Here is a 15419-nt window from a genome sequence, read left to right as displayed (position 1 = left end):
CGCTACGATAATGTTAACCAAACAACAACAGGAGGTTAACATTATGAAACAATTACGCGCTTTAGATTTAGCACTAGCTGCTATGTTCGTTGCCCTCATGGCAATTGGTGCAAATATCGTATCTTGGGCACCGTTTTTACAAGTTGGTGGAGTTCCCCTTTCTATGCAACCCTTTTTCGCTATTTTAGCAGGACTTCTTCTTGGGAGTAGACTTGGTGCCTTATCTATGTTTGTTTATATGCTTGTTGGCGTTGCAGGAGCACCAATTTTCGCAAATTTCAAAGCTGGGTTTGGAGCACTTTTAGATCCTACTGGTGGTTTTATTATCGCATTTATTATTGTTGCTTACGTATCAGGAAAACTAGTAGAACAAAGAGAAAAACCACAGTTTGGTACATTTGCCATTGCATCTTTTACTGGAATTATTTTAACTTATATCATCGGTACTACTTATATGTATGCAGCTGTAAACTTTTGGATGGGTGGAGATATGAGTTACAAAGCGGCTTGGGCAATTATGATGTGGTTTGCCGTTAAAGATATTATCTTCACCATTATCGGCGCTGTCATTGCACCTCGTATATATTATGCAGTTCGTCGTTCTGCTTATCAGCATTCTCATTCGACACTATAATGCAAAAAAAGAGTTACTCCATACGTTGAGTAACTCTTTTTTCATTAAGATTCTTACTTCATTTGCTCTTCTAAAATCTTCTTCATCATCACAAGCATGTCATCTCTTAACTCTTCATGCTGCAGTGCCATTTCGATTGTCGTTTGAACAAAGCCTAATTTTTCACCAACATCGTAACGCTTTCCTTCAAAGTCATAAGCAAACACACGTTGAATCTCATTTAAACTTTGGATTGCATCTGTTAATTGAATTTCCCCACCAGCACCAATATGCTGTTGCTCTAAGAACATAAAGATTTCAGGTGTTAAGATGTAACGTCCCATAATTGCTAAGTTTGAAGGTGCTGTGCCTTGCGCTGGTTTCTCAACAAACTTTCGTACTTGGTAACGACGTCCTTCTTGTTCTAGTGGATCAATGATTCCGTAGCGATGTGTTTCTAATTCAGGAACTGTCTGCACACCGATAACAGAAGAAAGTGTTTTATCATATTCATCCATTAATTGACGTAAACATGGTTTTTCAGCTTGAACAATATCATCACCTAGTAAAACAGCAAATGGCTCATCACCAATGAACTTACGTGCACACCAAACCGCATGCCCTAGACCTTTTGGCTCTTTTTGACGAATATAGTGAATATCAACCATTTTCGAAGAAGCTTGTACTTTTTCAAGCAACTCGTATTTTTTCTTCTCTAATAGATTTTGTTCTAATTCGAATGCATTATCAAAATGATCTTCAATAGAACGTTTACCTTTACCCGTAACGATAATAATATCTTCAATTCCAGATGCCACTGCTTCTTCTACAATGTATTGGATCGTTGGCTTATCCACAATAGGAAGCATTTCTTTTGGCATTGCTTTTGTTGCTGGTAAAAAACGAGTTCCTAGTCCTGCGGCGGGAATAATCGCTTTCCTTACTTTTTTCATAATAAATACCCTCTTTTCTAATCATCAAATATCTTTTTACGATATAATCCGTATTCTTTCGTTCTTAAATTTCCATACAAGAAAGAGGAGGCGTTCTACGTTCTCCTCTTTCTTCCTCTATTAATGGAGGTAATACCTTATCTTATTATAAACGATTCATAATATCTTCTTTAATAGCAAGCAACTTTTGTTCACTATTTTGTAAGGAATCATCTTTTACGCCAAAATAAAACTTGATTTTTGGCTCTGTTCCTGATGGACGTAAGCAGAACCAAGAACCATCTGCTAATTGATATTTTAACACATTTGATTTCGGTAAGTGAATCTCTTTCTTACTTCCATCTTCTAGCATTGTAATCATGCTTGCTTTATAATCCTCTACTGAAGTTACCGCTAAACCAGCTACTTCTTTTGGTGGATTTGCACGGAATGATGCCAGCATTTCTTGAATCTTCTCTGCACCATCTTTTCCTTTTAACGTTAACGATACAAGGTCTTCGCGGAAGAAACCATACTTCGCAAATACTTCTAATAAACCGTCGTATAGCGTTTTTCCTTGTGATTTATAGTATGCTGCAACTTCACACGCAAACAATACAGATTGTACTGCATCTTTATCACGGCAGAATGGACGAATTAAATAACCATAACTTTCTTCATAACCAAATTGGAATTCATATTGTCCACTTTCTTCATATTGCTTAATTTTTTCACCGATAAATTTAAATCCAGTTAATGTATCTACTGTATCTAATCCGTATGCTTTTGCAATTGTACGACCGATTTCAGAAGTTACAATTGTTTTTAACACGACGCCGTTTTCAGGAAGCGTTCCGTTTTCTTTCTTTTGTGATAATAAGTAATCGAGCATTAATGCACCTGTTTGGTTACCCGTTAACACCTGGAACTCACCATCATGATTACGAACAGCTACACCAAGACGGTCTGCGTCCGGATCTGTTGCGATTAACACATCCGCACCTACTTCTTCCCCATCACGAATCGCAAGCTCAAATGCTGCGTGCTCTTCCGGGTTTGGTGATTTTACTGTTGAGAAGTTTGGATCTGGTAACTCTTGTTCTTTTACAACTGTTACGTCCGTAAATCCAACAGCTTCTAAACCACGGCGTGCTGGAATATTAGATGTTCCGTGTAATGGGGTAAAGACGATTTTTAAGTCTTTTCCAACTTCTTGGACCATTTCTTTATTAATGATGACTGTTTGTAACTCCGCTAAATATGCATCATCTACTTCTTGTCCAATAATATGTAATAAACCATTTGCTTTTAATTGTTCTACATCAGCAACTTCTACTGTTAATTCATCTGCTACTTCGTTTACATAGCTAATTAACTCGTCTGCCTCTTTTGGGGGCAATTGTCCACCATCTTCTCCATATACTTTATAACCATTATATTCAGGTGGATTATGACTTGCTGTAAGAACGATTCCACTTACTGTATGTAAATAACGAACTGCGAAAGAAAGCACTGGTGTTGGACGCAAGCTTTCAAATACATATGTTGTAATACCATGCGCACCAAGTGTTGCCGCTACTTCCATTGCAAATTCAGGTGATTTATGGCGAGAATCATACGCCACAACAACGCCGCGCTTCTTTGCTTCTTCACCTAATTTTTCAATAAAGTGTGCTAATCCTTTTGTTGCCTTTCGAACAGTATATACGTTCAAACGGTTCGTACCAGCACCAAGTTCTCCGCGCATACCACCTGTACCAAATTCTAAGTTTTTATAGAAGCTATCTTCTATTTTCTTTTCATCTTGCTTCATATTTTCTAGCTGCTCTTTTAATTCTGCGTCTAAGCTTGCATAGGATAGCCAGCGACTATATTCTTGTTTCCAATCCATTTTCTAATCTCCTCTCGCATGTCATAATTACATTATATGAAAAAAACGACAAGTATCTCAATATATTTTAAAATCTAACAGGATTTTACTTTTACGATTTGTACACACTAACCCTATATACTTCAAATAAAAAGGTGAAAAAAATGGAAGAATGGGGATTATCTGAAGAATTAAAAGTAAAGACGAAACAAATGATCGAAGTTGTGGAAGCTGAATTACATATCATGAAGCAAGCGGTTGAACAAGATGGCGAATGTATTTTGTGTAAGATGGAAGAAATTCATCATTTGCTAAGCAATGTGCAAACATTGGCAGCTTCCTATTATTTAAAGGCATATTTATCACCTTATACAGCTGGTTATGCTCCTATTACAACAGCCATTCAGCATTTAGGTGATAGAAAGCACGGTGCGTTAATTGTTGTAGAAAGAGACGATTCACTTGATTCTCTTATTCAAACTGGAACAAAACTTGAAGCATATTTAACCGTTCCATTGTTGGAATCTATCTTTTATCCTGGCAACCCACTTCATGACGGAGCTGTTCTCATTAAAGAAAACCACATTGTTTCAGCAGCAAATATTCTCCCTCTAACGAAAAGTAGCGAAATCGACTCAAAACTAGGAACACGCCACCGAGCTGCAATTGGTTTATCAGAAAAAAGCGATGCACTCATATTAGTTGTATCCGAAGAAACAGGTCGCACATCCTTTGCTTTAAATGGGACCTTATATACAATTTCATTATAAAAAAAGGCAGCGTAATCCGCTGCCTTTTTTAAAACTTTCTTATTCTTCTCCAAAACGCTCAACAAATGTTGCAAGTGTACGAACCATTGCACCCGTCGCTCCTGCTGGTCCTAAATCATGTGCACTCATTGTATCAGAAGTACCTGCGATATCTAAATGTACCCATGGTGTTTCTTCTGCAAACTCGCCAAGGAATGTTCCAGCCATTACCGCATGACCTTCGCGACCTGGTGAGTTATTTAAATCTGCAAATTTACTGTTACGAACGCGCTCTTTATCACGCTCAAAAATCGGTAATTGCCAAATTGGTTCATCTGTTTCCATCGATGCTTCCAATACGTTTTCAAACAATGTTTCATCATTTGTCATCGCACCTGTTGTATGATTTCCAAGGGCAACGATAACACCGCCTGTTAATGTTGCAATATCAACAAGATAATTTGCACCAAGTTTCTTTGCATACGTAATACCATCTGCTAATGCAAGGCGCCCCTCTGCATCTGTATTTAATACTTCAATTGTCTTACCGCTCATAGACGTAATAACATCATCTGGTTTAAATGCTGTACCGCTCACAACATTATCTGTTGACGGGATAACAGCGACTACGTTTTGCTCTGGGCGAAGTTCTCCGATAATTTCCATCGCACCAAGAACCGCTGCAGCACCGCCCATATCTCCCTTCATACCAACCATGCCTTCGCGTGGTTTTAAAGAATATCCACCTGTATCATATGTGATTCCTTTTCCAACGAATCCAATTACATCTGTCCACTCTTCTTTTCCTTTATAAATAAGAGCAATCATTTTTGGCGGCTCTGTAGAACCTTGGTTTACTGCAAGTAACGCACCCATCCCAATCTCTTCCATTTCTTCTTTCTCAAGCACTTTATAATCCATATCGTATTTCTCAGCTAATTCAACTGCATACTCTGCAAGTTTTGTTGCTGTTAATACGTTAGGTGGCATATTTACAAGTGTACGAGCGGAATTTGTAGCACGTCCATGCACATACCCTACTGTTAATGCAGCTTCGATTTCTTTTGCATCTTCCGCTGTAATAACCGTAAAGTTTTCTAACTCTACACTTTCTTTTTTGTCCGTTTTATATGTTTGTAAATCATATGTACCTAGGCAAGATACTTCAGCCGCGATATGCGCAACATCAATTGCGTCTAATTTATCTGTTACGAAAGAATCCAGTAAAATAGCTGCATCTTGTACCTTTGCAGTTTTTAAAGTTTTAAATGTTTTACTAAGTGAAGCACGTAATATTTCTGTTGAATACGATTCTTTTTTACCAAGGCCAACAAAATAATAACGTTTCACATTTGTTTTCCCTAAGCTATGTACTTTAGAAATGGCTTTTTTCTTTGCAGAAAGCTCTTTTTCTTCTAATAAAACTTGTAACTGTCCTTCAAATGCTTTGTCTAATTCCTGTACAAAGCTATTCACCTTTTCTTCTTCAAATAAAGCAACGATAACCGCTTCATGATTTGCTAATTCTTTTTGTACTTGAAACATATTCAAACCCCCTAGATTTCTCTATTTTCATTATAACTGTATTTTCCCTAAAATGCGACAATTCTAATTTCTCTTTCAGTTCAATTCCCCACTGATTATCAGCCNNCGTTCAAAATCGTAGGACGTCCGAGGGGGCGAAACGGCTGGAGATTTTAGCCGCTAGAGCTGGACATTGCTTTCTCTCTAAATATTGATGTGGGGGCGTTAATGCGGGATAAATTGTGGCTATGAAGAACCAAAAGAGACTTTCACTCATTTTTCCCTTCTGTTTTTACATGGCATGGGGCTAAAAAAGGCATTGACCGCTTCTATGCATGGCTGGATGCTCTCTCCAATCTAAAGAGAATGGTTTGCTATTCGTTTTTTAATTTGGATTTATATATTACGAAACAGGACAAAGAAAAAAGTCTAGTGTTAATCTCACTAGACTATCTCTGTTTCAAATATTGGCCGCGAAATACTTGCAATGTTTCATCTTGGTTCAGCATCGTTAACTGCTCTTCCGTTAACTTACCGTTCCCCATTTTCACTACGTATACATTTACTTTTTTCTTTCCCCACTCACTATATACATCTCGAACAGTTTCATAATATAAATCGAGCCTATTTCCTTTAATAGCTCCTCCTTTATCTGCTACCACACCATAACCATAGCCTGGTACAAAAAGGATGGTCCCAATCGGAAACACACGTAAATCAGCTGCAATTGTAGAATAAATATCCCGTTTTGCCTTTACACCTGAATATGTAATACCATACTCTGGGTGACCGGGCCTTTTACCAGTTGATTCTATCCCTGACGTATAACCGGTTGCTGTCATTTCCATTACGCGATAGTTAGACCAGTCTCTTCCCTGTTCTAAAGCATTTATCACTTCTTTACTCGGAGCAACTTGTTGCCCTCTTTCTGCTGCATGTACTTCCTTTACATCGCCTTCTTGATATGTTTTTACAAGCTCCGCTAAAGAAACTCCAGTGAATGCTTGCCATGTCACACATAATGCTGCTACAAGTAAACAAGTCATCATAATGCGAATACTATAACGTTTTAACATTTTTATATTCCACACTCCTTCATCGTTCATCATTCCCTATACGATAAAGAAATATGCAGAAAAAAATCCCCAGTAAACTGGAGATTAGAACATTTGATATCCGCTTTTTCGAAGCTTCTTTATAACAACCCCTGCTAAAATGCCTCCCATTAACCCTGTCGATAGAATAAAAAGATCAGCTTGTCCAAGATGAGAGACACTTGTCCCAAATGAAGAAAATGTTTCTTTCGGTTTTGAAAAGTAATCCCAAACACTTGCTTTATTAATAATGAGCATACAAACAATCGGATAAATGATAACCATTACCCACGTCGCACGCAAAATCATGTTGAGTAAAAACCCAATTCCAAAGAACAGTATAAAAAATAACATCATTGAAATAAGTAGTACCGGAATACTCACTTGTCCTCATCCCTTCTATTTCTTATCTCCTGCCGTAAACACATGATACGCTGTGTATCCAAATTGATCTCCTGGATTTAATGTTGTATCCATCTTAAGAAAGGATTCTGCACGCCCTTCTAGTAAATATCGAATCAATATAGAAGTATCTTGATCATATGCAATATCCTTTGGGTGTAAAAATGCTACTTCAGACAATTCCTTTTCTTGTACAGTGATTTCTTCCCCTTCTGGTTCGAGTAGAAAAATAATCATATTATCGCTAATTTCATCACGAATGACACCAGAACGAATGCCAATCACTCCCTTTACATGTGCGCTAATCCCTGTTTCTTCTAAAATCTCACGTTTAACAGCTTCGTCAATCGTCTCTCCTTCATTTACGAAACCAGCAGGCAAGGACCATTTTCCCTTTAAGCCTCCATATTTTTTCTTAACGAAGAGCCAACGACCATCTTTTGTCGCCACAAGTCCACTTACAGCTAGCCAAACATTCCCACGCTTCCCCATGATGTAAAACCCCTTCCAAGTAAACGAACAGAATATTCATTCTTTTCTATGTATTATACTATATTTTTCAGTGAGAATAATATAATCTTCCTTGTTCCTTAGTTACTGCATTTCTTTCTACCTTTTTTATTTTCCATAAATTTTATATATTGTTAATATAATGTATTCATTCTTAGGTATTACATCAAGCTTATTCATTGCGAAAGGAGTAAAAGGTAAAATGAAAAATCAATCAAAAAAATCCAATATTGTATTTGTAACATTAATTTCTGCATTACTCTTCTGCGCTGTCTTAGTTGCTATTTCACTTTCACCACTTGCTAATTTAGGACCTAATGCAAATCAATTTAACTCTTTAGGCATGTGGAAATCAATCGGCACAATTTTACTATTTTATATCGTACCTCTACTTCTTTATATCGCAGGAGTAAAGATAATGCGATTCATCATGGCTTTTCTTTGCGGCGCCGGGCTATTCATACATCTTGTGATACTTGCAGTCGTATTTATTACAGTACAGGTAAGTGACGATAACGCCTCCTCTTTCTTAGGAGTCATCATTCTTCGCATAGCAGTATCAATCACAAATGTAATTTGGTTTTTTGTTGCTTTTCGCTCAAAAAGAACTTCCACTCATACACTGCATGTACAATGAAATAGCAGCATAAAAAAAAGCTTGTATTACATAAAAAGCAGAAACGACTCATAGTCGCTTCTGCTTTTTTCTACTCTATACCTCTTTTGATTTTCCACCCTATAAAACACGGCATGGGTAGGAAAAGGCACTGACCGCTTCTACACATGGGCGGATGCTCTCTTCCTCCCTAAAAAGAAAGGGTTTTTCATTTATATATTAAAAGAACTTCAATTTACCTTTTTTCAGAACTAATAAAGGTCCACCAAGTAAGAATAGGTAACGGTTATCGATTACTTTCTTCATGAAGGAAGCTTTCCAACCTGTTAGTTTTTTACCCATAACAACGCCCATTGCATCGTCATGTCCTAATGAACATACAGATCCTTTATTATCGAAAGCGAATTTTTTCATTTCGCCTTTACCACGAACTAACACAGCTAAGTTGTGTGCGATATTGTAACCTTGTTGAATTGCAATTTGTGCTGTTGGTGGGTATGGACGGTTAATCTCTTCATTGATGATTAACGCTGCATCACCAACCATGAATACATCTTCATGACCTGGAGCATGCATATACTCATCAACTTTTACACGTCCGCGCATTGCTTCAAATCCAGACTCTTCCACAATACCGTTACCGCGAACACCAGCAGCCCAAACAACAGTTTCAGATTTAAGTAACTCAACATCGTCACCGTTTGCAACAAGAATACCTTCTTCAGTCGCTTCTTTAATTGCTGTACCGATGCGGAATTCTACACCTTTTTTCTCTAACTGTTTCACAGCATACTCTACTAATTCTGGATCGAAACCAGGAAGTGCAGACGGAGCAGCCTCTACACAGATGATACGTGCTTTTTCACGTGGAACATCATACTCTTTGCAAAGTTCAGGAATACGGTTTGCAAGCTCACCTACATACTCGATACCTGTAAATCCTGCACCACCAACAACGATTGTTACTAACTCATCGCGCTTTTCAGTTGCATATTGAGAGAACTTGTATTCCATATGCTCACGAATTTGACGAGTTGCATTAATGTTAGTAATAGAGAATGCATGCTCTTTCAAACCTTTAATGCCAAATGTTTCAGACTCGAAGCCAAGACCGATTACTAAGTAATCATACTCTAATTCAGCATTTTTTAAGATAACGCGTTTTTCAGCTGCTTTAACTTCTACAACTGTATCTTGTACAAAGTTTACTTTATTTGTATCAATAACGTCTTGAATATCAAGGCGAATTTTATCATGATGTAATGTGCCAGCTGCACTTTCATGTAACCAAGTTGCTTGGTAGTGATAGCTGTTGTTGTTTACTAACGTAATTTCAGCTTCACTTACAGATAATGCTTTTTGCAGACGAACAGTCGTAATCATCCCGCCATAACCTGCACCTAAAACTACGATTTTTGGAGTTTTCACTCAATCACAACCCTTTTCTTTATAATAATAGTAATGAAAAATAAGACCAAAGTGCTAAACACTTAATTTGTCAAGAATGTGGAATTCCTCACATTCTCAAGCATAACAAAACGTATTCAAAAATTCTTACGAAATTTGTCATAAAAAATTAACATAATACTTTCCTATATTAGTCGGTTTTATGTCATAATTCAAGCGCTTGACGAATTATCAATATTTTAAAATAACATAGCGTTTTCAAGGGTTTTTCATCCTTTTTTACATGGATTTTCCTGCTTGGTATATTTTATACATTTTTAACTTAACTATGCACAAGCTTACATATAATTCAGTCATTTCATGCAGTATTCCAAACTAAAATATGATATCATTTATTGTAAAGTGTAATCTTATTTGCAGGATTTCCGTATACATATGAACAATATATGGAATCAATATCTAAATTCCATCTATAGGGGGAATAAATAGTGACAGAAAATCAAAAAGTTTACGACATAACGATTATCGGTGGAGGTCCAACAGGATTATTCACGGCGTTTTATGGCGGCATGAGACAGGCCAGTGTAAAAATTATTGAAAGCTTACCGCAACTTGGAGGGCAATTATCCGCACTATACCCTGAAAAATATATTTACGACGTAGCCGGATTCCCAAAAGTACGCGCGCAAGAACTTGTTGATAATTTAAAAGAACAAATGAAAAAGTTTGAACCGACTGTTTGCTTAGAAGAAGCAGTGGATACACTTGAAAAACAGGCTGATGGTGTATTTAAACTTGTAACAAATAAAGAAACGCACTATTCTAAATCTGTCATTATTACAGCTGGTAATGGAGCCTTCCAACCACGTCGTTTAGAGTTAGAAGGTGTAGAAAAATTCGAGAAGAAAAATCTACACTATTTCGTTGATGATATGAATAAATTTTCTGGGAAACGCGTCGTTGTCTTTGGTGGCGGCGATTCTGCTGTGGACTGGACAATGATGTTAGAACCAATCGCTGAACAAGTAACAATCGTTCATCGTCGTGATAAATTCCGTGCTCATGAGCACAGTGTAGAGAGCTTAATAAACTCTCGTACAGATGTAAAGACACCTTACGTTCCAGTTGAATTAATTGGTGAAGACAAAATCGAACAAGTTGTGCTGCAACATGTGAAGACAGAGGAAAAAGTTGTGATTGATGTTGATGATGTGATCGTAAACTATGGCTTCGTTTCTTCTCTTGGTCCAATTAAAAACTGGGGCTTAGATATTCAAAAGAACAGCATCGTTGTAAATTCAAAAATGGAAACAAACATCCCTGGTATTTACGCCGCTGGTGACATTTGTACATATGAAGGAAAAGTAAAACTAATTGCATGTGGATTTGGTGAAGCACCAACAGCCGTAAACAATGCAAAAGCTTACTTCGATCCAAATGCAAAACTACAACCAATGCATAGTTCTAGTATGTTTTAATTTATAAATGAACCGGGCTCCTTTCGTATGAAAGGAGTCTTTTTTAATACATCAACTCCTCTCCATGGTTATCTAAATCTCAAGAAGTATTAAATAGTCCCCCTGTTTCTTTACATTTCCTAACTTTATAACTCCCTTCCTTTCATCTGTATAATTATGGTACAATAAATAAGAACGTTTGTTCTTTTTTTTATAAAAGGGGGAATATAAACATGAATCAACCAAAAATTGTTACAAAAGAAGCTTTTCAAGCCATCGGTATTTCCATCACAACAAATAATGCAGTGGAAACATCAGCCGAAGGAAAGATTCCTCACCTATGGAACCACTACTATCAAGAACAAATCATAAATCAAATTCCGAACAAGAACACCCAAACAACACTAGCATTATATTCAGATTATGAATCCGATGAAACCGGAACATACAGATACACAATCGGTATGCCAGTCTCTTCATTAGAATCTGTTCCTGAAAATATGAAGTCTCTTACAATACCTACTCAGACATATGCAGTATTTACAACAAGAAAAGGGCCTATATCAGAAATCGTGTACGAAACATGGCAAGACATTTGGAACTGGTCGAAAGAAAACAAACGCGCTTTTACAATTGACTTTGAACTCTATGATGAAAGAGCGATAGATCCAAATAATGCGCAAGTTGATATCTATATTGCATTAGCTTAGACCTAAAATAAGAAGGTGCTTCTGGCACTTTCTTATTTTTTTGTCTTAAAAAATCCACTGGGCAAATCTTCTATTATTGTCTACAATGAAAAAGTGCAGTATAGAAATATTAAAAACTGTATAAAACGATTGTTAACAGCTTTTTATACCCATTCAAAATTGTTACATAGAAAGGAAGCAATATGGAGGAACTACAACAAAACAAATCTGCTCAAGCAGAAAGTGGAACACCTTTGTTAAAAAACACAAACTTCCTATTTCTCTGGGCAGCTACATTATTCTCAAGCTTTGCTTTAGCCTTTTTTACATTTTCTCAAACGTGGTACATAGCGAAAACATTAAATCTTGAAGCGTCACTTGGCGTTGTCTTTGTTGCACTTAGCGTCCCAAGACTTATCTTTATGATTGTTGGAGGGGCTGTCGCAGATAAATTTCCGAAAAAAAATATTATGTTTTACTCGAATATCATTCGTGCACTTCTTGTCGCAACGATTTTAACTTGGTTTATCGTCGGTGATGTAACATTATATACGTTTGCTTTGTTTGCCTTATTTTTCGGATTAGCGGATGCCTTCTTTTGGTCAGCTGACGGTTCCATTCTCCCTGAACTTGTAGAAAAACATCGTTTAACACAAGCAAATTCACTGACTCAAATGACGAACCAAGCGTCAGTCATTTTAGGGCCAGTACTTGGCGGAATCCTCATTGAGTTTAGTAATTATGAGACGATCTTTACCATTACCATCTTGCTCCTAATTGTTGCCGCTATACTTGTCCAAAAAATTCAATCTACCGTTCAAGTAGAAGATGATACAGATAAAGGAATGTTTACATCTATTAAAGAAGGGATTTTATACGTAAAAGAATCACCTTTTCTTTCTACATTTCTCATCTGTAGTGCTTTTCTAAATCTATTTTTAATTGGTCCGATGCAAGTTGGTTTCCCATTATTTGTTAAGAATGTCCTTCATGGCGATTCACTTCAATTTAGTTATTTAGAAGCAGCTGTCGGAGCCGGAATGGCAATTGGTGCTGTCATTGTTGGTCTTAGAAATATTAATCGCAGGCGCGGTCTATTCTGCATCATTATGATGCTATTATCCGGCATTTTCTTTTTATCGATTAACTTCAGTACAGCGCTTTGGCAAGCACTACTCGCAGGCGCATTTTATGGCATTACGATTGCCATGGCCATCGTTCCATTAATGGCGATGATTCAATCTACTGTCAAAGAAGAAATGATGGGGCGCGTCATGAGTTTATTAATGCTGTCATCTATGGGCTTCATCCCGCTTTCCTATGCATTCACATCGCTTGCACTTGCAGCTGGTATTCCAATTGTCACAATTATGAAAAGCGGTGCTATTGCAGTTATTGTCTTCGTACTATTTGTGGCAATTCGCGTTCCCGTTGTACGAAAATTCGATTGATCGAAAAGAGTCATGTATTATACGCATGACTCTTTTTTAAACGGATCGAATAAGGTCACCTTAGTACTTCTTCTTATAGCCGCTCCCCATTCTAGTCCGATCTCTAAAAAGAAATCTCGCATCGTACTATACAAAAGAGCCCCAACGTCTTTACGGATTTCCCCATACTTATACGCTCTCACAACACTTTTTACCCGCCAAATTAAATTTCCATACACTTCTTCATCAGCTAAGATTTGTTCTAGTAAAATACCTTGTTCAAGTAATCCACTCTTTTTATAAGCAAGCTCCACTTTACTCCAAAACGCATTAATTTTCTTCGGATTACTCGTCATCGGTATAAGCGCAGAGATATAAGCTTTTGGTATATCATGACGACAATACGTCTCATCAAGCTCGTACGTTATTACTCTTTTCTCTTTTATTTGTGGAATGTTTTTAGAAAAAACTGTTTCCCCCTCGTTTTTTCGTACGTTTACACTACAGCCACCTGCATGATTACCACTTTCGCATGCGGACATTTTCATGCGGTCATCCATACGGTCAATCGCAGATTTAAGAAATACATATAAGTTAGCACTATACCCACCACGCTTATGTCTCTCTTTCGTCGCAATCCGCTTCATAATTCCCATTTCCTCTAATTTCGCAATAGAGCGGCGTACAGTACGAATACTCTTTCCGATTTCCAACGCAATTGTCTCCATTAACGGACAAGCAACACCAACTGTTTTTTGTTTCTCATTAATCGCATACCTTCCTAAAAAATGAATGACTAAAGAATCCGTTCTATTTAGCTGAAACCGATAACATTTAAAAACTTGTTTTTGATACACATTAAACTCTTCTTTACTTCTAAATTCACTATACTCTTTCATTAAACGATACAAAGATCCCATTTTCATCACCCCATATATAAATAGATGCGAAAAAGCATAATGGGCAATTTTTTTAAAATTATTGATGAACTGAGGACGTAAAACAAAAAACAGGCCACATGTCACCATGCGGCCTGCCTTCCTTATCCATGAAGCTTACTACTTATTCATTAACCAATCCAAACACCATTACTATCAAACTTATAATACTTACCATTAATCCATTTCTTTCCTGTTGCCATTTCACCAAAAGAATCAAGATAATACCACTTATTGCTGAGCTTTAACCATCCGTGGTATTCAGATCCATTGCTGTTAAAATAGTGCCAGTAATTACCGATTTTTTGCCATCCTGTTTGCATTGCCCCACTTTTATCAAAGTAGTAATATGTATTTTTTATATAGCGCTTTCCTGTTTCCATAATTCCATAGTCGCCAAGATAATACCATTTCCCACCATTTGATAGCCAGCCTGTTTGTTTTACTCCACTATTATTTAAGAAATACCAATTTCCTTTAATTTGCGCCCAACCTGTTTGCATTGCTCCACTTTTTTCATTGAAATAGTAATACGTATATTTTCCTGTTTTTTTATTTTGGAATGAAACCCAACCCTTTTGCATACTTCCATAATCGCCAAGATAATACTTTTTGCCTCCATTTGATAACCAACCCGTTTGTTTTACTCCATTATTGTTGAAGAAATACCGGTATCCGTTAATTTGTACCCAACCTGTGCGCATTGCTCCGTTTTTTTCATCAAAATAGTAATCTGTATATTTCTTTGTTTTTTTATCTTGAATTGACATCCATCCTGTTTGCATAACTCCATAAACACTAAAATAATATTTTTTACCACCAGTAGATAACCAACCTGTTACCTTTTTCCCGTTTTTATAGTAATACCATTTTCCATTTTGTTTTACCCATCCTTGAGCTTTGGTAGCCTTACTTACACTTGTAACTTTAGAAGTCGTACTAGTATTTTGAGCCGTCTTGTTTCCTTCCGCATGAGCAATAGTTGGTACTAATAGTGCAGTTGAAAGTAAAGATGTAATAATAACTTTTTTCATTCTCTTTCCCCTTTTCAGAAAATTTATAACCTATAATATTCTACCAATAAAATCCAAGGAAACAAATGTTTTTTTACAATTTTTATAAAAATCCAACAAATAACTACAATTTACTGTATGCTTTCATAAAGAGTAATGAACCATAATTTTATAC

General features: G+C 36.8%; 15 protein-coding genes. 6 read left to right on the top strand and 9 right to left on the bottom strand.

All coding sequences use genetic code 11. From position 1 onward, the window contains the following. The first annotated feature begins 43 nt into the window (after nt 1–43). The gene (locus CN373_RS16220; RefSeq protein WP_000811687.1) at nt 44–634 is read left to right on the top strand and encodes a biotin transporter BioY; all 591 of its coding nucleotides are present in this window, start codon (nt 44–46) and stop codon (nt 632–634) included. Between the two features lie 53 nt (nt 635–687). Here CN373_RS16220 and galU read toward each other — a convergent pair whose 3' ends face one another. Then, nucleotides 688–1566: a UTP--glucose-1-phosphate uridylyltransferase GalU gene (gene galU / locus CN373_RS16215; protein ID WP_000757820.1), complete on the bottom strand. Its 879-nt coding sequence runs from the start codon at nt 1564–1566 to the stop codon at nt 688–690. A gap of 145 nt (nt 1567–1711) precedes the next feature. Continuing rightward, nucleotides 1712–3436: a phospho-sugar mutase gene (locus CN373_RS16210; protein WP_098359727.1), complete on the bottom strand. Its 1725-nt coding sequence runs from the start codon at nt 3434–3436 to the stop codon at nt 1712–1714. A 143-nt stretch (nt 3437–3579) separates the two neighbouring features. On the opposite strand from CN373_RS16210, the gene cdaS reads away from it, so the two are divergent. Further along, complete coding sequence (cdaS, locus tag CN373_RS16205) at nt 3580–4185, top strand: sporulation-specific diadenylate cyclase CdaS (protein WP_098359726.1); 606 nt, start codon at nt 3580–3582, stop codon at nt 4183–4185. A 39-nt stretch (nt 4186–4224) separates the two neighbouring features. Here the strand turns inward: cdaS and CN373_RS16200 are convergent, their stop codons facing one another. The 4 genes from CN373_RS16200 to CN373_RS16185 all read right to left on the bottom strand — a co-directional run bounded on the left by CN373_RS16200 (nt 4225) and on the right by CN373_RS16185 (nt 7676). Continuing rightward, a complete protein-coding gene (locus tag CN373_RS16200; RefSeq protein WP_098359725.1) occupies nt 4225–5709 on the bottom strand; it encodes a leucyl aminopeptidase in 1485 nt (494 codons plus the stop codon). 428 nt (nt 5710–6137) lie between these two features. Next, the gene (locus tag CN373_RS16195) at nt 6138–6764 is read right to left on the bottom strand and encodes a 3D domain-containing protein (RefSeq protein ID WP_000920138.1); all 627 of its coding nucleotides are present in this window, start codon (nt 6762–6764) and stop codon (nt 6138–6140) included. A gap of 84 nt (nt 6765–6848) precedes the next feature. Then, nucleotides 6849–7166: a YuiB family protein gene (locus tag CN373_RS16190; protein ID WP_000027004.1), complete on the bottom strand. Its 318-nt coding sequence runs from the start codon at nt 7164–7166 to the stop codon at nt 6849–6851. A gap of 15 nt (nt 7167–7181) precedes the next feature. After that, nucleotides 7182–7676 (bottom strand): NUDIX hydrolase, encoded by a 495-nt coding sequence (locus tag CN373_RS16185; protein ID WP_098359724.1) that lies wholly within the window; start codon nt 7674–7676, stop codon nt 7182–7184. A 220-nt stretch (nt 7677–7896) separates the two neighbouring features. On the opposite strand from CN373_RS16185, the gene CN373_RS16180 reads away from it, so the two are divergent. After that, nucleotides 7897–8331, top strand: coding sequence for a DUF5391 family protein (locus tag CN373_RS16180; RefSeq protein WP_098359723.1), 435 nt, complete (start codon nt 7897–7899; stop codon nt 8329–8331). Between the two features lie 198 nt (nt 8332–8529). On the opposite strand, the gene CN373_RS16175 is transcribed toward CN373_RS16180, so the two are convergent. Beyond that, complete coding sequence (locus CN373_RS16175; protein ID WP_000856625.1) at nt 8530–9738, bottom strand: NAD(P)/FAD-dependent oxidoreductase; 1209 nt, start codon at nt 9736–9738, stop codon at nt 8530–8532. A 467-nt stretch (nt 9739–10205) separates the two neighbouring features. Here CN373_RS16175 and CN373_RS16170 point away from each other — a divergent pair, with 467 nt between their 5' ends. The 3 genes from CN373_RS16170 (at nt 10206) to CN373_RS16160 (ending at nt 13314) form a co-directional block, all read left to right on the top strand. Continuing rightward, nucleotides 10206–11195 carry an NAD(P)/FAD-dependent oxidoreductase gene (locus CN373_RS16170; protein ID WP_098359722.1) on the top strand — a complete coding sequence of 330 codons (990 nt, stop codon included), beginning with the start codon at nt 10206–10208 and terminating at the stop codon, nt 11193–11195. 212 nt (nt 11196–11407) lie between these two features. Next, nucleotides 11408–11884, top strand: a complete 477-nt coding sequence (locus CN373_RS16165) for a GyrI-like domain-containing protein (protein ID WP_098359721.1) — start codon at nt 11408–11410, stop codon at nt 11882–11884. A gap of 182 nt (nt 11885–12066) precedes the next feature. Continuing rightward, nucleotides 12067–13314 carry an MFS transporter gene (locus CN373_RS16160; RefSeq protein WP_098359720.1) on the top strand — a complete coding sequence of 416 codons (1248 nt, stop codon included), beginning with the start codon at nt 12067–12069 and terminating at the stop codon, nt 13312–13314. Between the two features lie 17 nt (nt 13315–13331). On the opposite strand, the gene CN373_RS16155 is transcribed toward CN373_RS16160, so the two are convergent. Both CN373_RS16155 and CN373_RS16150 read right to left on the bottom strand, forming a co-directional pair. Further along, nucleotides 13332–14213 (bottom strand): helix-turn-helix domain-containing protein, encoded by an 882-nt coding sequence (locus tag CN373_RS16155; protein WP_098359734.1) that lies wholly within the window; start codon nt 14211–14213, stop codon nt 13332–13334. A gap of 149 nt (nt 14214–14362) precedes the next feature. After that, nucleotides 14363–15265 (bottom strand): N-acetylmuramoyl-L-alanine amidase family protein, encoded by a 903-nt coding sequence (locus tag CN373_RS16150; protein ID WP_111901910.1) that lies wholly within the window; start codon nt 15263–15265, stop codon nt 14363–14365. Between the last annotated feature and the right edge of the window lie 154 nt (nt 15266–15419).

The organism is Bacillus cereus, from assembly GCF_002561295.1.
Lineage (GTDB): Bacteria > Bacillota > Bacilli > Bacillales > Bacillaceae_G > Bacillus_A > Bacillus_A cereus_S.
Note: the sequence above shows the minus strand (reverse complement) of the source record. Positions and strands in the feature narration are given on the sequence as shown.